Origin of the sequence: Actinomyces graevenitzii C83 (assembly GCF_000239695.1) — a bacterium.
In the GTDB taxonomy this organism is placed as follows: domain Bacteria; phylum Actinomycetota; class Actinomycetes; order Actinomycetales; family Actinomycetaceae; genus Actinomyces; species Actinomyces graevenitzii.
In genome coordinates this window covers 1,280,538-1,301,274 of sequence record NZ_JH470338.1, presented here as the reverse complement: position 1 = coordinate 1,301,274, position 20,737 = coordinate 1,280,538, and the positions used below count along the sequence as shown (strand labels likewise).

The window sequence follows — 20,737 nt, the reverse complement described above, 5'->3', positions numbered from 1 at the left end:
GCACTTTTGGAATTTTCGCCGAAAACAACAATGTGAAAAATGCTGGAGTGCACATATTGGCCGATTGTCGCCTTCCTCTGTTAACTTCCCAGTCAAGACGAGTAGAGTTAGAGAGTAAATGCGCTAGGCGCACTCAACGCCGGTTAAGCGCAATTAAACGTCACGTTCAGGAGCGCCAATGACCTCCCTGCCCAATTCCGTTACCCCCGTGGAGCACCCCGATACTGTTCAGGACGCTGCGGCTAGCCCAGATAAGGAAATGCCCTACGCGGAGCTGGGCCTCAAACCGGAAGAGTATGCAGACATTAAGCGACTGCTTGGGCGCCGTCCCACCAACGCTGAGCTGGCCATGTACTCCGTAATGTGGTCTGAGCACTGCTCCTACAAGTCCTCCAAGATCCACCTCAAGCAGTTTGGCCAGAAGGTCACCCCCCAGATGCGTGAGCACCTGCTGGTGGGTATGGGTGAAAACGCTGGTGTGGTAGACATCGGTGACGGCTGGGCCGTCACCTACAAGGTGGAAAGCCACAACCACCCCTCCTTCGTGGAGCCTTACCAGGGCGCGGCTACCGGTGTGGGCGGTATTGTGCGCGACATTATCTCTATGGGTGCCCGCCCGGTGGCGGTTATGGACCAGCTGCGTTTTGGTGCGGTTGACCATGAAGACACCGCCCGCGTGGTTCACGGCGTGGTGGCCGGTGTGGGCGGTTACGGTAACTGCCTGGGCCTGCCCAACATTGGTGGTGAAACCGAGTTCGACTCCTCCTACCAGGAAAATCCGCTAGTAAACGCCCTGTGCGTGGGCGTTATGCGCCACGACGACATTCACCTAGCTAACGCCTCGGGCGCCGGCAACCAGGTGGTGCTATTCGGGGCCCGCACCGGTGGTGACGGTATTGGTGGCGCCTCCATTTTGGCCAGCGAATCCTTCGAGGATGGTATGCCGGCCAAGCGTCCCAGCGTCCAGGTGGGCGACCCCTTCATGGAGAAGGTACTTATCGAATGCTGTCTAGACCTGTTCAAGCAGGATCTAGTGCTAGGTATCCAGGATCTAGGCGCCGCCGGTATTTCCTGCGCCACCAGCGAGCTGGCCTCCAACGGTGACGGCGGTATGCACGTCAACCTAGAAAACGTGCTGCTACGCGACCCGTCCCTAACCGCCGGCGAGATCCTCATGAGTGAATCTCAAGAGCGCATGATGGCTGTGGTGGCCCCCGAAAAGCTGGAGGCCTTCATGGAGGTCATCCGCAAGTGGGATGTGGAAGCCTCCGTGATTGGTGAGGTTAACGGCTCTGGGCGCCTAACCATTGACCACTTCGGTGAGCGCATTGTGGACGTGGACCCCAAGACCGTGGCCCACGAAGGCCCCACCTATGATCGCCCCTACGCCCGCCCTGCCTGGCAGGATGAGCTAAACGCTGACACTAGCGCCAAGCTGCAGCGCCCCGCCTCCTCCAAGGAGCTAGCGGCCCACGCCATGGCTATTGCGCTTAACCCCAACTACGCCTCTGCCAGCTGGGTTACCAACCAGTACGACCGTTTCGTGCGCGGCCAGACCGCCCTGTCTCAGCCCGACGATGCCGGTGTGGTGCGTGTGGATGAAAAGACCGGCTTGGGTGTGGCTATCTCCACTGACGCTAACGGGCGTTTCACCAAGCTTGACCCGGCTACCGGCGCAGCCCAGGCTCTGGCCGAGTCCTACCGTAACGTGTGTACGGTTGGCGCCCGCCCGCTGGCGGTAACCGACTGCCTGAACTTTGGTTCCCCCGAGGACCCTGACGCCATGTGGCAGCTGGTGGAGGCCATTACCGGTTTGGCTGACGCCTGCAAGGTGATGGGTATTCCGGTTACCGGCGGTAACGTGTCCCTCTACAACTCCCACGGCAAGGTTAAGGGTCTGCTTGACTCCTCCATTAACCCCACTCCCGTGGTGGGCGTGCTGGGCGTGATCGACGACGTCACCCGCGCTAACCCCTCAGGTTGGCAGGAAGAAGGCCTAGCCCTAGTGCTGCTGGGCGAAACCTACGATGAGCTGGACGGCTCCGCCTGGGCTCGGGTAGTGCACCGTCACCTAGGTGGCCTGCCGCCCAAGGTGGATCTGGACGCCGAAATGGCCCTGGGGAACGTGCTGCTGGCCCTAAGCGAGGCCCGCACCCCGGCTGGTGAGCGCCTGATCAACGCCGCCCACGACTGCTCTGCCGGTGGTCTGGTGCAGACCCTGCTGGAGGGCTCCCTGCGCTGCGGCGTGGGTGTAAGCGTGGACATCGCCAATGCGGCCACTGCTGCCGCCGACGGCGCCGGGCTGGATGACTTCACCTTCCTGTTCTCTGAGTCTGGGGCGCGCTGCGTGATTGCTGTGCCCGAAGGGGCGCTGCCGGCGGTTTACGCCGCCGCTGAAGCTGAAGGTGTTAAGGCTGCCCGCATTGGTACCACCGGTGGCGACCTGTTTGCTATCACCGGTCATGACATCCTCTCTCAGGACCTAGGTGCGCCTATGGTCCTAGAACTAGCGGAGGTAGGCCTCGCAGTTGAGCGCGTACTGCCTGACCTGTTCAACTAAAACACCAGGTTAATAGGTTTACCCTAGTGAGCGTTGGGGCCGACTGGCAGCAGCCAGTCGGCCCCAAGCTTTTTGTGACAAAACGTTTTTATATTGGCTTAAGGTCCCTTTAGCCTTACCTAAATGACCAGGTTAAACCGCATAATTTAACTAAAACTGCAGCAATTAGTGCTACATCTAAGGTCCTATTAGCCTAAGTAAGGCAAGGCTTAAGATAACGCCATGTTGCTAAGTCAGTGCCCTAAAAGAGTTCGCGCCAAGGTGGCCGAACTGGATATTAGCGAAGAGAACCTACTACGCCTGCATGAACTGGGCCTGCGCCCGGGCGTTAACCTCCACGTGGTTAACCGCGCAGCTTTTGGCGGGGTAGTGGTAAATATTGACGGCGCTCGTGTGGCTGTAGACCGCCGCAGCGCCCACCACATCAACGTGGAGGTAATCAAGTGAGCTGCTCCTGTCACGCCACAATCACCCTGGACACCACTGTCCACGACACCACTATTGCTCTGGTGGGTAACCCCAATGTTGGTAAATCCACCCTGTTCAATGCTCTAACCGGCGCCCGCCAGCGGGTTATCAACGCCCCCGGCACCACCGTCGAAATGATGCGTGGCAACTGGAAAGCCGTTGAAGCTAACCTGCTAGACCTGCCCGGCACCTACTCGCTGCTCGCAGCCTCCCCTGATGAGCAGGTAGTGGTAGACACCCTGGCGGCTGTCCCCGGCTCCTTCACCGACCCCGAAAACGGCGGTGGCCTGGACCTAACCGTGGTGGTGCTAGACGCCAGTGCCCTAACCCGCTCGCTCTACCTGCTCGGCCAGGTAGCCCAGGCTGGACACAACGCCATGGCGGTACTGACCATGGCGGATGTGGCCGATGAGGCCCCTGACGCGGAGGCCCTAAGCAAGGCCCTGGGGATCGACGTCGTCGTTATTGACCCCCGCCACCTGGGCAACGCAGACGAGTTTGCGGCCCTGGTGAAAGAAAACATTGCCCACCCCAAGTGGGTTAAAGGCATTGAGCCCTCCCACAGTGCCCCCGGCGCACGCAAGCACGAATGCAAGTGCGGTCACTGCAAGGCAGAAGCCCAGGCCAGCGGTCTAGAGCAAGCCGACGCCATCTTTGAGTGGGTAGAAAAGCTTGAAGCCCAGGCTTTTGGCAAGCTAGAGCAGCCCCTGGAGCCCTCCTTCTCAGACAAGGTGGACCGGGTTTTGCTGCACCCGCTTATGGGCCTGCCGGTGTTCTTCTTCCTGATGTGGTTGCTGTTCAAGATCGCTGGTGAATGGGTTAGCCCCATCCAGGACTTCTTTGAGCAGGCTTTTTCTGACGAGTCCAAGAGCTACTCGCTAGCCCACTTAATTGGTCTGGCTCTAAAAGCGGTTGGCTGGCAAGACAACTGGGTGCATGGCCTGCTGATTGGTGGTTTGTGCACCGGTCTAGGGGTGGTGGCCTCCTTCATTCCGTTGATGTTCATCATCTTCCTGATGATCTCAATCCTGGAAGACTCCGGTTATATGGCTCGCGCCGCCTTCCTGGGCGACCGTCTCATGCGCGCCATTGGCTTGGATGGGCGCGTAATCATGCCGCTGATCATGGGTTTTGGTTGCAACCTGCCCTCCCTGGCGGCTACCCGCACGCTACCTAACGCGGCCCAGCGCCTGGTCACCACCCTGGTGATTCCCTACACCTCCTGCGCCGCACGACTGACCATTTACCTGCTTATTACCCGCATTTTCTTCCCCACCCACACCGGCACCGTGGTATTTAGCCTCTATGTGCTCAGCTTGATAATGGTGGTGCTGGGATCGCTGGTTTTGAAGCCGTTTATTACTAAGGGCCAGTCTCACGCCCCGCTGTTTCTGGTGCTGCCGGCCTACCAGGTGCCGCGCGTAGTGGTGACGCTGAAGAACACCTGGCTGCGTTCATGGGCCTTCGTGGTGGGCGCCGGCAAGATCATTTTGCTGATGACCCTGGTGGTGTGGCTGATGGGGGCAATCCCCATGGCTGGCGGTCACAAGTTCGCTGACTCCAACCTGCCTATGGAGGACTCGCTTTATGGCCGCACCGCCCAGGTGTTAGAGCCTGTCTTTAAGCCCGCCGGATTTGGTGAATGGCACATGACCGGTGCACTTATGACTGGTTTTGTGGCTAAAGAGACCGTAATCTCCTCGGTGGTCACCTCCTACAACATGGATCCTGAAGCTGATGGTGGTGACGCTGAAGATGGCGGCGATAACTTGGGTCAGCTGCCTAAGTTGGTGCGTGTCTCTTTCGCTAAGTCTGCTGGTGCCGACGCCATGGTGGGGGCCTACGCCTTCTTGGTGTTTGTGCTTACCTACACGCCTTGCCTGGCTACGGTGGCTGAGCAGGCCCGCCAGATTGGGGCCCGTAGGGCGGCTAGCGCTGTGGGCGTGCAGCTGGTGACGGCCTGGATCTTGGCGGTGGTGGTGTTCCAAATCGGGAGACTGATTTGGTGAAGTCCGCGCGGGTGGCGCTGGGATGGCCACGCCTACGCCGTGCAAATGGGGTCGACGACGTCGCAGCGGCTGCCAGCAGCGCAGCCGGCCTTGGTGACAGCTCAGGCCCTGGCAGTAGTGGCGCAACCGGCGCCGTCGGCCCCAAGACGGGCATGGCCGGCGTCGCCCCCAAGACGGACGCAACCGGACCGCGCCAACGCCTAACCCAAGCCCTAGCGCGCGGCGCCACCCTCACGCGCGCCGCCCAAGAAGCCGGGGTGAGCCCGCAACTGGCGGCGGTGATGGTAGAGCAGCTACGACGCAGCGGTTCCCTGCTGGGCGCCACCAGCCTATGCGCCTCTGGCCTAGGGGCGTGCCACAGCCTGGAGGTGGATGAAAATACGGCGATACGCTGCGCCGGCTGTCCCTTAAGTCTCAAACGCACCATTTAGGTGACGTGAATCATTATGTCAAGGAGTGAGATTTTCTGCGTCTGTAACCTAGAGTAAACAATTCTTTGCAAGGCTAATGCACGTACCGAGATTGCATACAGATGCCCTCCGGGGCTCTTAGGAAAGGGTCGCTATGACCGCCGCTATCGATAAGGTTTATGCCGACGTCATCCGCCGTAACCCGGGTGAGCACGAGTTTCACCAGGCAGTACATGAGGTACTTACCTCCCTGGAACCGGTGCTAGCAAAGGACCCTCACTACGCCGACAACGCTCTGCTAGAGCGTCTGGTTGAGCCTGAGCGTCAGATTATCTTCCGTGTGCCGTGGGTTGACGATGCCGGTAACGTACAGGTCAACCGTGGTTTCCGGGTTGAGTTCAACTCTGCGCTGGGCCCCTACAAGGGTGGTTTGCGCTTCCACCCCTCAGTTAACGCAGGCATCATCAAGTTCCTGGGTTTTGAACAGATCTTCAAGAACGCCCTGACCAACCAGGGTATCGGTGGCGGTAAGGGTGGTAGTGACTTTGACCCCCACGGCCGCAGCGACGCCGAAATCATGCGTTTTTGCCAGTCCTTCATGACTGAGCTATCACGCCACATTGGCCCCAATGTTGACGTTCCCGCCGGTGACATCGGCGTGGGTGGCCGCGAGATCGGCTACCTGTTCGGCCAGTACAAGCGCCTACGTAACTCCTACGACGCCGGCGTGCTAACCGGTAAGGGCCTAGCCTGGGGTGGTTCGCTAGTGCGTACCGAAGCGACCGGTTACGGCACTGTGCTGTTTGCCCAGTCCATGCTGGCTACCCGTGGTCAGTCGATGGAAGGCCAGCGCGTGGTGGTTTCCGGCGCCGGTAACGTGGCTATCTACGCCATTGAAAAGGCCCAGGCCCTGGGCGCCAAGGTAGTTACCTTCTCTGACTCCTCCGGTTACGTGGTGGATGAGGCCGGCGTCGACCTGGAGCTACTAAAGCAGGTTAAGGAAGTCGAGCGTGGTCGCGTAGCCGACTATGTCAAGCGTCGCCCCTCTGCCCAGCTGGTTACCGGCGGCAGCATTTGGGATGTGACCTGCTCTGTGGCGCTGCCCTGTGCCACCCAGAATGAGCTAAACGGCGACGCCGCAGTGCGCCTGCTGCGTAACGGCTGCGGTGTGGTGGCTGAGGGCGCCAACATGCCCTCCACCCCCGAGGCTGTGGAGCACTTCCAGGCCGCCGGGATTCTTTACGCCCCCGGTAAGGCCGCTAACGCTGGTGGTGTGGCTACCTCCGCACTGGAGATGGAGCAGAACGCTTCTCGTAGCCGCTGGGATTTTGCCACCGCTGAGGCCAAGCTGACCGGCATCATGGCTGACATTCACCACTCCTGCCTGGAGGCTGCCGACACCTACGGGCGCCCGGGCGACTACGTGCTGGGTGCTAACGCTGCTGGTTTCGTGCGCGTAGCCGATGTTATGAACGCTTTCGGCATCATCTGATCCAAGCTAGTTCAACAACTTGACCCGCTGGGCTAAACGCCTGGCGGGTCAATGTGTTTTTTGGCATTGTGCGCGGCCTGAGTTAGGCGCGGCTTGGGGGGCCGGCGTGCCCTGGGCTGTGCGCGGCCGCAAATAAGCAGCCAGCTTTAGCGGCTGCTTAAGAGCCGCCCAAGAGGGTAATCTGGCCAGCTATGAGCACCCGTCGTCGTATCGACATCACCGAAGGCATCGCTGCCCTACACCACTGGCGCAACCTGTACCAGCAAGGCCAAGAAGCTGACCGCAACACCACCGCCACCGCCGTGCGCTACACGCTGGAGGAGCTGGCCGCCGTCGCCCCCGGACGCAGCGTGGAAGTGCGCGTACCACCATACGGCGCTACCCAAGCAGTAGCCGGCTCCACCCACCGGCGCGGCACCCCGCCGTCGGTAGTAGAAACTGACGCCCAAACCTGGCTGGAACTGGCCATTGGTGTGCTGGAGTGGAATGCGGCCCTAGACGAGGGCAAACTCAGCGCCTCGGGGCTACGCACAGATCTAAGCGATTTCCTGCCGCTGCTTTAACCCCAGCGGGCCCAAAACTGCTAGGGGGACGCCGTCGTCATACCGGTGCGCTGATGTGCTCAAAGTGAGGTGGCTGGGCCCAAACGCGGGGGTGGGTTAAGCGAGACTAGCGCGCGCATGTGACAAATGGCCACATGCGTCACTAAAGGGGATGTGACAAACTTAGAAGGTGACACTCGGTGAAATCCCGCGCAAAAGTCAACCCGTCGATTATCTAGAGCCAAAGCCTGAAGATGAATGTGGCGTCTTTGGGCTGTGGGCGCCAGGTGAAGATGTAGCCAAACTGACCTACTTCGGTCTGTACGCGCTACAGCACCGTGGCCAGGAGGCAGCCGGGATCGCTGCCTCAGATGGCGAAAAAATCATGGTTTATAAGGATCTGGGGCTGGTCTCCCAGGTTTTTGATGAAACCAGCCTGTCAGCCTTACGTGGGCATATCGCGGTGGGGCATGTACGCTACTCCACCACAGGCTCCACCACCTGGGAAAACGCTCAGCCCATGCTGGGGCCGGTAGCTGAGCACACGGTGGCCCTAGCCCACAACGGTAACCTCACCAACACGCGCGAGCTAATGGAATACGTGCGTGAAGCCTCCGGCCAGGATATTTCCGGTGAACTGGGACGCGGCTCCACCACCGACACCGCCGTGATGGCCGCCCTGCTTTCCCTCACCGCCAAGCAGCACCCTGAGCTAGACCTCGAAGAGGTAGCCATGCTGATGCTGCCGCAGCTCAAGGGCGCTTTCTCAGTCACCTTCATGACTGAAGACACCCTCTATGCGGCCCGCGACCCCCACGGCGTGCGCCCGCTGGTGCTGGGACGCCTAGAGCGCGGCTGGGTGGTGGCCTCCGAGACTGCCGCCCTGGATATTGTGGGTGCCTCCTATGTGCGTGAGGTTGAGCCGGGCGAATTTTTGACTATTAACTCCGACGGCGTAGCTACGCGCCGTTTCGCCCCCGCCACCCCCACTGGTTGCGTATTTGAGTATGTTTACCTGGCTCGCCCCGACACCCGTATTTCGGGGCGCTCCATTATTGCGGCCCGTAACGCCATGGGTGCGGCGCTGGCGCGCGAACACCCGGTTGAAGCTGACCTGGTGATTGCTACCCCCGACTCGGGCACGCCCGCCGCTATTGGCTACTCGCAAGAATCAGGTATTCCTTTCGCCCAGGGCATCGTGAAAAACGCCTATGTGGGCCGCACCTTCATCCAACCCACCCAAACCCTGCGCCAACTGGGTATTAGGCTCAAGCTCAACCCGGTGCGTGAGGTTATTGAAGGCAAACGCCTGGTGGTGGTTGATGACTCGATCGTGCGTGGAAACACCCAGCGCGCCCTGGTGCGGATGCTGCGTGAGGCTGGCGCCAAGGAGATCCACATCCGTATTTCCTCCCCGCCGGTTAAATGGCCTTGCTTTTATGGCATCGACTTTGCCACCCGCGCTGAGCTGATCGCCAACGGCATGAACACCCAGGAGATTTGCAACCACATTGGGGCTGACTCTTTGGGTTACCTCTCCGTAGAGGGCATGGTGGAAGCCAGTGGCCAGGAAGCTTCACGCCTGTGTATGGCTTGCTTTGACGGTAACTACCCGATTGAGCCCCCACATGCGGCCCCGGTGATTTCCACCCTGCCGATCTCGCGCGTGCCCTCGGTGTACCGCCGTCGCCGCGACGAAAACAAAACTGACGCGCCCCTGCCGCGTCGAAACTCAGTGGTACCACGCATTGAAGGAGTCAAGTAATGAGTGAAGTTACCTATGCCGCTGCGGGCGTGGACACCGAGGCAGGTGACCGTGCCGTTGAACTAATGAAGGCCTCCGTGGCCGCCACCATGACCCCCGCCGTGGTTGGGGGAGTGGGCGGATTCGCCGGGCTGGTGGATGTCAGCGAGCTGCGCGACTACCGCCGCCCGCTGCTGGCTACCTCCACTGACGGTGTGGGCACCAAGGTGGCTATCGCCCAGGCCCTAGACATCCACGACACCATTGGCCAGGACCTGGTGGGCATGGTGGTTGACGACATCGTGGTGGTGGGTGCGCGCCCGCTGCTGATGACTGACTACATTGCTTGCGGCCATGTGGTGCCCGAACGCATCGCTGACATTGTGCGCGGCGTGGCCCAGGCCTGTGCGGCTGTGGGCACCCCGCTGCTGGGTGGCGAGACCGCTGAGCACCCCGGTTTGATGGGTCCTGATGACTACGACGTCGCCGGTGCGGCTACGGGTGTGGTTGAGGCTAGCCGCGTGCTGGGTGCTGAGCGGGTAAGGGCTGGTGACGTACTGATTGGTATGGCCGCCTCGGGTCTGCACTCTAACGGATATTCGCTGGTGCGGCGGGTAGTTGAGGTGGCCGGCTGGGGCCTAGAGCGTCACGTTGACGAGTTTGGCCGCACCCTGGGTGAGGAGCTACTAGAGCCCACCCGCCTATACACTCGCGCCTGCCTGGCCATGATTGAGGGCGTGGGTAGCGGCCCGGACCCGGCCACTATGCATGTGCACGCCCTTAGCCACGTCACCGGTGGGGGCCTGGCTGCTAACTTGGCGCGTGTGCTGCCCTCTGGCTTAATTGCCGACGTCGACCGTAGCGCCTGGCAGATCCCGCCCGTCTTTGATGTGGTGCGCCGCCTGGGTAATGTGCCCTGGGATGACCTGGAGGGCACCTTGAACCTGGGTATCGGCATGGTGGCAGTGGTGGATGAGTCCATCGCTGAAGCTGCCATTGAGGTAAGCCGCGCTGCCGGGATTGAGGCTTGCGTGCTGGGTAGCGTACATAAGGCTGATGAGTATGAAGTCACTGGCCGAGTGGTTAGCGGCACCAAGGGTGTGCAGGGTGGTGCAGTGGATATCCACGGCGTCTACCGCATCTGAGCTGCAACAACACTAGAGCGTGGTGGGGACTGGCCGGGCGGCCAGTCCCCACTGGCGTTTAGGCGGTGTCTAGGAGCGTATGCGGGGGCCCGGCGGGGCAAATTGAATGGGATGGGGGAGGGTGATACGTTTTTAGAGTCCATCTAGCACTAGTGATAACTAGTGATACTAGTCACAGTTATCGTGTTCCCCTGTCTAGGGGATGACCCTATGTAGTGCATCAGGTAGTGCGTTAGAAGGGCGTTTTCCCCGCGAAAGCGGGGATTTTTTTGTTCTCTCCAGGTGCTGGCATTCCCTGACGCAGTACATGTTTAATTTTTTGAAAGATGTATTGCATAAGGAAGGGTGCTAAGATTTTAGACATCAACCCCACCGGTCGATGTCGATCCGCTGGATCGTCTAGCAGCCCTCGCCATGAATTTCATGCTAATCCTCGACATGTTTTTAGGAGGGCGGTTTCAAGCAAGGAATTACAAATGATTCGCAAACCTGCTCCCGCATTCCCGCTGCCGCAGCCGCAACTGGAGGCTAGTGAGCTGTCTGAGCTGGCCCGCAGCTTTTGGGCTAAAAGCGGTAACGCCGAAACCTGGCTCTCAGTGGTGCAGCACCTGCTGGACAGTGCAGATATAGCGGGTTATCTGTTTGATGAGTATCTAAGCGAGCATCACCGCCAGCTCATGGCCTCAGCGTGGGGCGGCGACCAAGCCAAAGCTCGCGCTAGTCTTACATTCCTAATGTCCATACATGACCTGGGGAAAGTGAGCCCCCAGTTCTCGTGTCAGCGCACAGACTTGGCCGAACTGATCCGTAACCAGGGCCTGACAGTAATGCGCAAGCGGGACTACCCCGAGCGCTCATACCTACCTCACGGCCTGGTCAGCCAGTTTGCCCTATGGGATGAAATCAGTGAAGCTGGCGGTAACCGGCTAGCTGCCCGCCAGTGGGCAATTTTGGTAGGGGTGCACCACGGGCGCTACCCGGACGCTGCGGCTGTCGCCCTAGCCCAGCAACAATACAGGTACCAGGAGGGCTCCAGTCAGGACGATCCGCGCTGGGGGCAGGCTCGCTCAGAAATTCTGCGCTTCATGGCTCGCCGTAGCGGTTTCCCCCTCATCGCCCCCGACACTGCCCTACCTGAGCTACCTATTGCAGTAGCCTCCGCCTACACCTCCGCCCTAGTGATCGCAGACTGGTTGGCCTCCAATGAAGACTACTTCCCACTGCGACTGCGCCCGGTAGATGACGGCGGCAAACTCTCAATTAGCGGCTATCCGGAATTAAACGCCCGCCAGCAGCGCGAACGCGTCAGGCGAGCTTGGAAACGCGCCCAGTTCCCCACACCCATGCGCGTTCCCAGCTTCCATAGTGAAAACGCCACAGATTTCTACCGCCACCGTTTTAGCTGGCCCGCCTCCTACCAGCCCACCAAAGCCCAGCGCGAAGTCATTGAGATCGCCGCCGCTGAAAACCCGGACCTGATGATCGTTGAAGCCCCACCCGGCTCAGGCAAAACCGAACTAGCTTTCGCCGCCGCCGAGGTACTTATGCGTGAGCGGGGACTACAGGGAATCTTCGTGGCTCTACCCACCCAGGCCACCACAAACGCCATGTTTGAGCGCGTCACCAGCTGGCTCACCAGCATCTTGGGTGACGAGCCGCAAAAACTTGGGGTGCACCTAGCCCACGGTAAAAACAACCTAAATAAATCGTTTATGGAACTGCTAGAAAGCGGTCACAGCCCCCTAGAAGTTTATGACGACGACGCCGACAACAAAGACAATGGCCTACACGCCAGCCGCTGGATGGGACAAAGGTGGCGCTCCACCCTATCTCCCGTAGTCGTGGGCACAATCGACCAAGTACTACTGGCCGCCCTCAAATCCCGTCACGTACTAGTACGCCACCTAGGTTTGATGGGCAAAGTAGTGATTATTGACGAGGTACACGCCGCTGACGCCTACATGCAGACCTACCTCAAAGCCGCACTGACCTGGCTGGGTTTGTACCAAATCCCCGTGGTCCTACTATCGGCCACCCTGCCACCCGAGCGCCGTCGAGAATTGCTAGACGCCTACCGACGCGGCCAAGGTGCCACCGCAGCCAACACCGCGCTGGATAAGGCAATCGGCTACCCGGTGATCTCCACCGTGACCGCAAGTGAAGTACGCATCCACGAAATTGAGGGCGAAGCAGAAGTAACCAAACAGATCATTCCCACTCAAGTAGCCAGTGCTGAAGAAATCGCAAAACTACTAGAGCAAGAACTAGCTGATGGCGGCTGCGCAGTGGTCATCCGAAACACGGTGCGCGAAGCCCAAGAAACCTACGCCGCCGTCAAAAAAGTCTTCGGACGCCAACAAGCCACGCTGCTGCACTCGCGGTTCCTGGCAGTTGAACGCTCTGCCCGAGACAGCTCAATGCTGGAATTATTTGGCAAAAACAGCACCAAACGCCCCCAAAGGCACGTGGTAGTAGCCACCCAGGTGATCGAACAGAGCCTCGACGTCGACTTCGACCTGATGCTCACCGACCCCGCCCCTATGGACCTAGTGCTGCAGCGCATTGGCCGCCTACACCGCCACGCTGGGCGCAACCGCCCCCAAGGTCTACAAGCCGCCCGCTGCCTGGTACTAGTCAATGATCTCGCCTCTGCCCCCTGGAGCTACTCCAGCGGCACCGACTACGTCTACGCGCGCTACACAAATCTACGCACCCTAGGCATCCTCGCTGATCGCGGACAAATTACTGTCAGCGAGCCCAACGACTACGCCCAGCTCACCGCCTTGGCCTACAACACAGCTGAACCAGTAGGCCCGCAGCAATGGGCTGCCTCCCTAGATGCCGCCTTGGAAAAGTACCTACACGACAACCAGCGCTCACAGGCCAAAGCCGATGACTGGTGCCTAGACGGCATGAACCTACCCAAGTGGAAAGCCCCCGCATTAGAAAGCAAATTCATGGGTAACGCTGCCACCGGGGAAGAATCAAACGGGCCTGCCGTAGCCGCCAGCCGAGCAGCCGTACGCGACGGCGAGGACCAAATCCCCGTGCTCGTCGTCGCCCTAGACCCAGAGCTAAACAACGTGCCGGTAGCGCCCCCAATCAGCGGCACACAACCAGATGGCACCCCGCTTGCAGTTAGCGAATACAACGCTCGCGGCCGCATAGCCGACATCTGCAGCTGGAGCATCTCCCTACCGCCGTGGGCATTTCGCGCTAGCGGGCAGGACCTAGATGAAGCAGTGGACGCTGTGGCCCAAGAAATTTGGGACGACCCCATCACCCAAGACTGGGCTTGCCTCCAGCACCCGCTACTAGCTGGAGAACTAATCCTGGCCATGTACCTGAGCCCTGACGGCACGCGCCTGACCCGAGACCTATACGGACACAAACTTACCTATTCGATTGAAAATGGAATGGAGGTACAGGGTAATGAAACCCCCTGAATACAATCTGCTTGATGAACCATGGGTTCCCGTCAGGTTACTCGACGGGACCATCACCGAGGTGGGACTGCTGGAGCTGCTGCAGCGTAGCACTGACATCGCTGACCTAGCCTGCGAGCTACCCACACAAAACATCGCAATCCAGCGACTAGTTTTAGCTGTTGCTTATCGAGTGGCCACGCCGCTAGATGCCGAAGAATGGCTAGAACAGCTGGAAGAGGGCGCTCCCATCGAGCAAATGATCGAATACTTGGAAAAGTGGCGTGAGCGTTTCTACCTATTCGGTGGACAGTACCCCTTCATGCAGGTGGCAGACCTACGTACCCCTAAAGACACAGTCTCAGGGCTAGAAAAAGTGATTGCTGACGTGCCCAACGGCGAGCAATTTTTCACCACCCGCAACGGCAAGGCACTGGAGCGCATTAGTGCCGCAGAAGCCGCCCGCTGGGTGGTGCACACTCAAGCCTACGACCCCTCCGGAATCCGCTCAGGCGCTGTAGGGGACCGCGAGGTGAAGGGCGGTAAAGGCTACCCGATTGGTCCGGCCTGGTGCGGTCACCTAGGTCTGGTATGGCTTAAGGGCAAGAACTTCAACGAAACCCTGCTGCTAAACCTGGTGCCTGCAGATGCCGGCGACCTCAAGGGAGTGCCTGTCACAACCGAATGGGACTGGTGTACCTGGGAAGTAAGTACACCTGAAACGTCTGCGCGCGGAAACTACTCCCGCCTAGACCCAAAGGGAACCCCGCGAGACCTGAGCATCCCCAGGCTGCTGACCTGGCATTCGCGCCGAATCAAGCTGATCGGTGACCCAAGCGGAGTCACAAGCGTGGTGCTGGCTCAAGGCGACAAGCTGGCTCCCCAGCAGATGCAGCGTTATGAGCCGCAGAGTCTATGGCGCTACTCGCTGCCTCAGTCCAGAGATTTCAAGCAAGACGTCTACATGCCCAGCAAATTCAAGGCGGGGCGTGCACTGTGGCGAGACCTACCTGGCACACTGCCAGTTTGCGAAATGATCAAGGGGGCAGACAAACAGCCTAAGCGAGAATTCTTGCAGTCCGCAGTCTTGAGCTTCCACGCTGAGCTTAAGAGCTCAATGCTTGCTGAAGACTATCCCACACAGATACAGATCCAAGCTGTAGGGGTCACCTATGGTCCCCAAGAAGCAACTGTTGATGACATCTACGCTGATGAACTGACGCTTTCTGTAGCCATGATGCGCACTGAACGCGAGGACTTGGCAACTGAGGTTGATCGACAGGCACGTCTGACAGAGCAGGTGGCTGTAACGGTAGGTATGCTCGCCGCCAATCTAGCCCGCGCGGCTGGTGAAAGCGGTGACGGGGCCGGTAACGGCGCCCGCGACCGCGCCAAAGAACAATTTTTCTCCCGCATCGATGACCCATTTAGGGCCTGGCTTGCACAGGTTGATGGACGCCTTAGCGCCCGCGAAGTGGGCCAGATGTGGGCAAGCGAGCTGCGCCGTTACGCAACTGAGCTAGGGGAACAACTAGTAGCCTCCGCATCTTCTTCAGCGATTATCGGCCGGGACACCGGCTGGGGCTTCATGAATGTCTCCATCGCCGAGAACTTCTTTAGGTCGGCTCTGCAAAAGCTAGTGCCGAATCCAGATAACAAACAGGAAGGAATGAAATGACCAGCAATGTTGCTGCTGCTCAGACGCCTCCGGCTCCTAGCAGCCAAGGGTTCAGCTCACGCGCAGCAGTACGCGGACGGGTGGATGGGGTAATCGTTCACCGCCTGTCTGTGTCCACCCCCTCAGCGCGCGCACTGCGTGCACAGCTACGCGGTGCGATTAGCAAGGAGGTTGGCACTGTTCCAGCAATCTGGGACCTGACCCTAGATGATCGCTCAGGATACCTAGGTGACGCTCCCACCCGTGGGGAGAAGGCCACTCACGCGGCACTGACTCTCTGGGCGCTACATCAGGGCTCTAACACGCGGCCTATGCACGACACTTCAGAGCAGCCACGACGCTTTGCTTCTGCTATCCGGCTAATTGCCGAGAGCCAGCGTGGTGACAAGCGCGCTGAAGAAACCCCAATCTACCGGCGCTTTGCTGCTGCAGTGCAGTCGCCTACCTTTGCGGGACTGCTAGTACACCTACGCTCGCTGGTATCTCAGCTTGAGTCTGCTGAAATCCCCTGCGATTACGGCCAGCTTGCTGCTGACCTGTTCACCTGGCAAGACCCGCGCTACCGCACCTCTGTTATGCGTGACTGGGGGCGTCAATTCGCCCGAGTTAAGCAAGCCACCGACACCGATACTGACACCGACAACAAGTGACGCCAAAAAGAAAGGAAAAACCAATGTCACTCTTCATCGATATCCACGTCCTGCAGACCCTGCCCCCCTCGAACCCGAACCGTGATGACACCGGCGCCCCTAAGAGCGCAACCTTCGGTGGCGTCAGCCGTATGCGCATCTCCTCGCAGGCCATCAAGCGCGCTACCCGCCAAGACTTCGAGAAGAAGATCTCTAACGGCAACTACGGTGTTCGCACTAAGTTGATCGTTGACCTGGTTGCCCGCGCCATCGTAGCCAAGCGCCCGGACCTAGAGGCGCAGGCTGCAGACCTTGCGGCAATGGGGCTGAAGGCCATCGGTTTCAAGCTCACCGAGCCGCGTGGCAACAAGAGCGAAAAGCAGCTGGCGGAAGCGGGGTTCCTGGTATTCCTATCCGCTAAGCAGATTGACCACGTGGTAGAGGCGCTGATCTCTGTGGCTGGTGAGGATGACCCGGAGAAAGCCTTCAAGGCACTCAAGCCCCGGAACTTGGTAGACACTGACCACTCCATTGACATCGCGCTGTTTGGTCGCATGGTTGCTGAGCCTAACTCGCTAAACGTTGACGCAGCCTGCCAGGTGGCCCACGCTATCGGTGTGGGCGCGGTTGAGCGCGAATACGACTACTACACCGCCGTCGACGACGAGAAGCGCCAGGATGACGAGGCTGACGCAGGTGCAGGCATGATCGGCACCATCGAGTTCGCTTCGGCCACGGTCTACCGCTACGCCACGATTAACGTGGAACTGCTGCGGGAAAACCTGGGTGATGAGGCTGTGGCAGAAGAAGCCATTAAGCTCTTTGTAGACAGCTTCGTGCGCTCCATGCCCACCGGCAAGATCACCACCTTCGCTAACCGCACCCTGCCTGACGCGGTACTGGTGCAGGTACGTGATGATCAGCCAATCAACCTGGCTGGCGCCTTTGAGGACCCCATTGTGGCAGCTGGCGAGGGCTTTGCTACCCCGGCTATCAAGCGGTTTGTGGAATTTGAGTCGCAGCTGCGCGAGCTCACCGGCATGGACCCGGTGTCCTCCATCGTCTCCTGGACCACGCCGCGCGGAGCAGGCTTTGATGCCCTGGGCGACCAGGTGTCTCTAGCGGAGCTGGGTGGGGCTACTGCTGAAGTGGTGCGAGCAATCGATGAGTAAGGTACTCGTCCTAAGGCTGGCTGGCCCCATGCAGTCATGGGGCTCCTCCAGCCGGTTCACACGTCGCTCAACCGAGGCTTTTCCCACGAAAAGCGCTCTGGTTGGCCTCCTAGCAGCAGCCCAGGGGCGCCGTCGGGTAGATCCCATTGAGGACTTAGCCCAGCTGCGCGTGGCGGTGCGGGTAGACCAGCCTGGTCAGCTACTTCGCGATTTCCACACGGCCCACCGTGGCGAGGTCTCGATGCCCCTGTCTGACCGTTTTTACTGGGCTGACGCGGCTTTCGGTGCCTTCATTGAGGGGCCCGATGAGCTGATTGAAGCCCTGGCGCAGGCAATTGTGCGGCCTGTATTCCCGCTCTACCTGGGTAGGCGCGCCTGCCCACCCACTATGCCCCTGCGTTTAGCGGTTCACGACGGCGCCGCCTGGGATGCCTTGCAGGCAACCCCCTGGCTGGCTGCAAAGTTCTACCAGCGCAAGCGCAAAGAGGCTCGCGTGAGCCTGCGTGTGGTGGCAGATCAGGGGATCATCCCGGTCAAGGCGGGAACTGCTTACCAGCACACCCACACCTTGCAGGATGTGCCTATCAGTTTCGATTCCCAGCATCGCCGCTACAGCCTGCGCACTGTTGAAGAGACGCGGATTGAGGTAGAAAACCCTGAATTTGTGCCAGTAAAGCCCCAATCCATGCCCGGTTTGACTCATGATCCGATGGAGGTGCTCTGATGTTTCTGACGCGTATCTACCTAAACCCGTTTCGCCGGGGAGCACGGAATTTAATGCGTAGTCGGCAGACGATGCACGCGGCGGTTCTAAACTGCTTCCCTCCCGGCTCTCTCGATGACGCTGCAGCTCCGCGCGTGCTGTGGCGGCTGGACCGGGTCGCTAACTCAGCTGGCAAGCAGGGCAGCCCCGCCTATGCACTGTTCATTTCCAGCCCGGTGCCGCCTGACCCCTCGCACATTGTTGAGACGGCGGGTTACGACACCGACGGTGGTGTAGTGGTGCGCGAACTTGACGGGTTCCTGGACCGGCTTGAAGCTGGGCAGCGTTGGGGTTTCCGACTCTGCGTAAACCCCACGTTCAGGGAGAAAAGTCAGCTTGATCAGGCTGGGCGGAAGAAAATTCTGGCCCACGTCACCCAGGAGCAGCAGACTAAATGGGTTTTAGACCGGGCTGAACGCTGCGGTTTTAAGATCCTGGAATCTGCTGATCTGGGTGGTGAGTTGCCGGTGCTGGAAGACAGCCAGGGTCAGCGCGTTGATGGGAAAAACCTCCTGATCAACGGGGTTGAGCGGAGCCTGGTTGAGTTCAGGCGCGGCAATGGCCTAGTCAGGCTATCGATAGCCACCTTTGAGGGAGTCCTTGAGGTGAGCGACCCGCAGGCGCTACGCCACGCCGTCGTCAACGGGATTGGCCGAGGCAAAGCCTACGGCTGTGGCCTACTGACCCTAGCCCGGCCATGAAACCAATACCGGGAGCCAAGCCTCCTGACCCGAAGGACCTGGTGCGAGCCCGTGACCGTTTAACGTTCCTGTACGTGGAACGTTGCACAATTAACCGCGACTCTAACGCGATTACTGTGGCCGATGGGCACGGTATCGCCCACGTCCCGGCGGCGGCACTATCGGTGCTAATGCTGGGGCCAGGAGTGCGTATCACTCACTCGGCGATCTCTGTACTGTCAGAAAGTGGCTCCACGGTTGTGTGGGTGGGAGAGAACGGGGTGCGGTACTACGCGCACGGCACCCCGCCTTCCCGCTCCTCCCGCCTGCTGGAGGCGCAGGCCCGCGCAGTAAGTGACCCGGCTTTGAGACTCGCTGTTGCCCGCAACATGTATTTGATGCGTTTTGTGGGTGAGGATGTCTCTAAACTGAGCTTGCAGCAGCTGCGGGGGCGTGAGGGGGCGCGAGTGCGTAGGCTGTATCAGCAGAATTCGCAGCGCACCGGCGTGCCCTGGGATAAGCGCGAGTATGATCCGGACAATTTCGAGGACGGATCAGTGGTTAACCAGGCGCTGTCGGCAGCTAACTCAGCTATTTACGGTGTTATTCACGCGGTTATAGTTGCGTTGGGCTGTAGTCCGGGGCTGGGTTTTGTCCATAGCGGCACCTACCGCTCTTTTGTCTACGACATTGCGGATCTGTATAAGGCGAACCTAACCATTCCGATTGCATTTGACCTGGCGGCTAGTCCTACTGAGGAATCGGTAGGTAGCGCGGCCCGCAAGGCTGTGCGTGACGCCGTGAGGGAGTTTCGGCTGCTGGAGCGGTGTGTCACGGATATTAAGCGACTACTCTCGGTGGCTGGGGATCTGCCCGACGACGAGCTAGATGTTGCCGACTTGCGGCTGTGGGATGACGCGGATGGGACGGTAGCTGCTGGTGTTTCCTATGATGAGGATGTGCCCTGGTGATTGTGCTGGTTTTATCTGCTGTCCCTGAGGGTTTGCGTGGTCATGTGACGCGTTGGCTTATGGAGATTTCGCCTGGTGTTTTTGTGGGTACTTTAAGTGCTCGTGTGCGTGAGCGTCTATGGGATATAGTCGTTGCGAACCTAAAAACTGGGCGAGCAGTGATGGTGTATCGAGCCCGTAATGAGCAGGGTTTGGCCTTTCTGACCTGGGGTGATCCTTGGCAGCCGGTCGACTTTGAGGGGCTCACTTTGATGATGCGCCCTTACTACTCTGAGGGGCGCGGCCAGTATTCTGAGCCTGATCCCGCGAGTCGGTTGCGTAGGCGACCGGCAGTGAGTAAATTTCAGCGTAGGCGCAGCTCTCAAGGCTTTCCAAAATCTGACCGATTTGGGGCGTAAAGCCCCAGTTCGAGAAGTGTTTTCCCCGCTCACGCGGGGATGAGCCGGCCGCTAAGCCCGCTGAGGCCAAGCCGGAGCCGTTTTCCCCGCTCACGCGGGGATGAGCCGCAGCCCTAGCCAAATGGGACACGGAGTTTGGTGTTTTCCCCGCTCACGCGGGGATGAGCCGGCGCGCCTCTACCTGCGCACCCCCAAGCAGGTGTTTTCCCCGCTCACGCGGGGATGAGCCTTAGGCTGCAATGGGATTGGCATGTGTTGGATCGTTTTCCCCGCTCACGCGGGGATGAGCCTCGTGCCCCGACCCTCTAAAACATGCACCACCAGTTTTCCCCGCTCACGCGGGGATGAGCCGCAGGTCATGCCACGACATGGAGACGGGGGTCCGTTTTCCCCGCTCACGCGGGGATGAGCCGTTCATGGATAGCACTAGCACTTGTAACCCTACGTTTTCCCCGCTCACGCGGGGATGAGCCGCCCAGTCATAAGCTGAAAACTGCTCCAATGTAGTTTTCCCCGCTCACGCGGGATGAGCCGCTAGGTCTGGTGATTGATGGCAAGGACTTCTGGTTTTCCCCGNTCACGCGGGGATGAGCCTAGGCGGCCGCGTCTACAACCAAAGCAGACAAAGTTTCCCCGNTCACGCGGGATGAG

Annotated in this window: 16 protein-coding genes and 1 CRISPR repeat array; all 16 genes read left to right on the top strand. The window is 59.7% G+C overall.

Annotated elements, in window-relative coordinates; translation table 11 throughout:
• The first annotated feature begins 178 nt into the window (after nucleotides 1-178).
• Nucleotides 179-2,560 carry a phosphoribosylformylglycinamidine synthase subunit PurL gene (gene purL / locus HMPREF0045_RS05565; RefSeq protein ID WP_005986317.1) on the top strand — a complete coding sequence of 794 codons (2,382 nt, stop codon included), beginning with the start codon at nucleotides 179-181 and terminating at the stop codon, nucleotides 2,558-2,560.
• Between the two features lie 222 nt (nucleotides 2,561-2,782).
• A complete protein-coding gene (locus tag HMPREF0045_RS05560) occupies nucleotides 2,783-3,007 on the top strand; it encodes a FeoA family protein (RefSeq protein WP_005986316.1) in 225 nt (74 codons plus the stop codon).
• Entirely contained in the window at nucleotides 3,004-5,037 is a 2,034-nt protein-coding gene (gene feoB / locus HMPREF0045_RS05555) for a ferrous iron transport protein B (RefSeq protein WP_005986315.1), read from the top strand. Before HMPREF0045_RS05560 ends, feoB begins: the two co-directional genes overlap by 4 nt.
• The gene (locus tag HMPREF0045_RS11000; RefSeq protein WP_005986314.1) at nucleotides 5,034-5,468 is read left to right on the top strand and encodes a hypothetical protein; all 435 of its coding nucleotides are present in this window, start codon (nucleotides 5,034-5,036) and stop codon (nucleotides 5,466-5,468) included. The genes feoB and HMPREF0045_RS11000 overlap by 4 nt, the downstream gene beginning before the upstream one ends.
• A gap of 133 nt (nucleotides 5,469-5,601) precedes the next feature.
• On the top strand, nucleotides 5,602-6,939 hold the full coding sequence (gene gdhA / locus HMPREF0045_RS05545; RefSeq protein ID WP_005986313.1) for an NADP-specific glutamate dehydrogenase: 1,338 nt from the start codon (nucleotides 5,602-5,604) through the stop codon (nucleotides 6,937-6,939).
• A gap of 191 nt (nucleotides 6,940-7,130) precedes the next feature.
• A complete protein-coding gene (locus HMPREF0045_RS05540) occupies nucleotides 7,131-7,502 on the top strand; it encodes a sterol carrier family protein (protein ID WP_005986312.1) in 372 nt (123 codons plus the stop codon).
• A 169-nt stretch (nucleotides 7,503-7,671) separates the two neighbouring features.
• On the top strand, nucleotides 7,672-9,246 hold the full coding sequence (gene purF / locus HMPREF0045_RS05535; protein WP_005986311.1) for an amidophosphoribosyltransferase: 1,575 nt from the start codon (nucleotides 7,672-7,674) through the stop codon (nucleotides 9,244-9,246).
• Complete coding sequence (gene purM, locus HMPREF0045_RS05530; protein ID WP_005986310.1) at nucleotides 9,246-10,370, top strand: phosphoribosylformylglycinamidine cyclo-ligase; 1,125 nt, start codon at nucleotides 9,246-9,248, stop codon at nucleotides 10,368-10,370. The genes purF and purM overlap by 1 nt, the downstream gene beginning before the upstream one ends.
• Nucleotides 10,371-10,846: 476 nt before the next feature.
• A complete protein-coding gene (locus HMPREF0045_RS05525) occupies nucleotides 10,847-13,816 on the top strand; it encodes a CRISPR-associated helicase/endonuclease Cas3 (protein WP_005986309.1) in 2,970 nt (989 codons plus the stop codon).
• On the top strand, nucleotides 13,803-15,473 hold the full coding sequence (gene casA / locus HMPREF0045_RS05520) for a type I-E CRISPR-associated protein Cse1/CasA (RefSeq protein WP_005986307.1): 1,671 nt from the start codon (nucleotides 13,803-13,805) through the stop codon (nucleotides 15,471-15,473). The genes HMPREF0045_RS05525 and casA overlap by 14 nt, the downstream gene beginning before the upstream one ends.
• Entirely contained in the window at nucleotides 15,470-16,123 is a 654-nt protein-coding gene (casB, locus tag HMPREF0045_RS05515; RefSeq protein WP_005986305.1) for a type I-E CRISPR-associated protein Cse2/CasB, read from the top strand. Before casA ends, casB begins: the two co-directional genes overlap by 4 nt.
• Before the next feature lie 23 nt (nucleotides 16,124-16,146).
• Nucleotides 16,147-17,274 (top strand): type I-E CRISPR-associated protein Cas7/Cse4/CasC, encoded by a 1,128-nt coding sequence (gene cas7e / locus HMPREF0045_RS05510; RefSeq protein WP_005986304.1) that lies wholly within the window; start codon nucleotides 16,147-16,149, stop codon nucleotides 17,272-17,274.
• Nucleotides 17,267-17,998, top strand: a complete 732-nt coding sequence (gene cas5e, locus HMPREF0045_RS05505; protein ID WP_005986302.1) for a type I-E CRISPR-associated protein Cas5/CasD — start codon at nucleotides 17,267-17,269, stop codon at nucleotides 17,996-17,998. The genes cas7e and cas5e overlap by 8 nt, the downstream gene beginning before the upstream one ends.
• Nucleotides 17,999-18,051: 53 nt before the next feature.
• Entirely contained in the window at nucleotides 18,052-18,738 is a 687-nt protein-coding gene (gene cas6e / locus HMPREF0045_RS05500) for a type I-E CRISPR-associated protein Cas6/Cse3/CasE (protein ID WP_231196682.1), read from the top strand.
• Nucleotides 18,735-19,688: a type I-E CRISPR-associated endonuclease Cas1e gene (gene cas1e / locus HMPREF0045_RS05495; protein WP_005986298.1), complete on the top strand. Its 954-nt coding sequence runs from the start codon at nucleotides 18,735-18,737 to the stop codon at nucleotides 19,686-19,688. Before cas6e ends, cas1e begins: the two co-directional genes overlap by 4 nt.
• Nucleotides 19,685-20,086: a type I-E CRISPR-associated endoribonuclease Cas2e gene (gene cas2e, locus HMPREF0045_RS10115; protein WP_005986296.1), complete on the top strand. Its 402-nt coding sequence runs from the start codon at nucleotides 19,685-19,687 to the stop codon at nucleotides 20,084-20,086. The genes cas1e and cas2e overlap by 4 nt, the downstream gene beginning before the upstream one ends.
• Before the next feature lie 18 nt (nucleotides 20,087-20,104).
• Nucleotides 20,105-20,560: direct repeats of the CRISPR family, unit length 29 nt; unit sequence GTTTTCCCCGCTCACGCGGGGATGAGCCG.
• Between the last annotated feature and the right edge of the window lie 177 nt (nucleotides 20,561-20,737).

Coding starts and splice junctions, on each gene's coding strand:
- purL (WP_005986317.1), top strand. CDS start 179: ATGACCTCCCTGCCCAATTCCGTTACCCCCGTGGAGCACCCCGATACT.
- HMPREF0045_RS05560 (WP_005986316.1), top strand. CDS start 2,783: ATGTTGCTAAGTCAGTGCCCTAAAAGAGTTCGCGCCAAGGTGGCCGAA.
- gdhA (WP_005986313.1), top strand. CDS start 5,602: ATGACCGCCGCTATCGATAAGGTTTATGCCGACGTCATCCGCCGTAAC.
- HMPREF0045_RS05540 (WP_005986312.1), top strand. CDS start 7,131: ATGAGCACCCGTCGTCGTATCGACATCACCGAAGGCATCGCTGCCCTA.
- purM (WP_005986310.1), top strand. CDS start 9,246: ATGAGTGAAGTTACCTATGCCGCTGCGGGCGTGGACACCGAGGCAGGT.
- HMPREF0045_RS05525 (WP_005986309.1), top strand. CDS start 10,847: ATGATTCGCAAACCTGCTCCCGCATTCCCGCTGCCGCAGCCGCAACTG.
- casA (WP_005986307.1), top strand. CDS start 13,803: ATGAAACCCCCTGAATACAATCTGCTTGATGAACCATGGGTTCCCGTC.
- casB (WP_005986305.1), top strand. CDS start 15,470: ATGACCAGCAATGTTGCTGCTGCTCAGACGCCTCCGGCTCCTAGCAGC.
- cas7e (WP_005986304.1), top strand. CDS start 16,147: ATGTCACTCTTCATCGATATCCACGTCCTGCAGACCCTGCCCCCCTCG.
- cas5e (WP_005986302.1), top strand. CDS start 17,267: ATGAGTAAGGTACTCGTCCTAAGGCTGGCTGGCCCCATGCAGTCATGG.
- cas6e (WP_231196682.1), top strand. CDS start 18,052: ATGCGTAGTCGGCAGACGATGCACGCGGCGGTTCTAAACTGCTTCCCT.
- cas1e (WP_005986298.1), top strand. CDS start 18,735: ATGAAACCAATACCGGGAGCCAAGCCTCCTGACCCGAAGGACCTGGTG.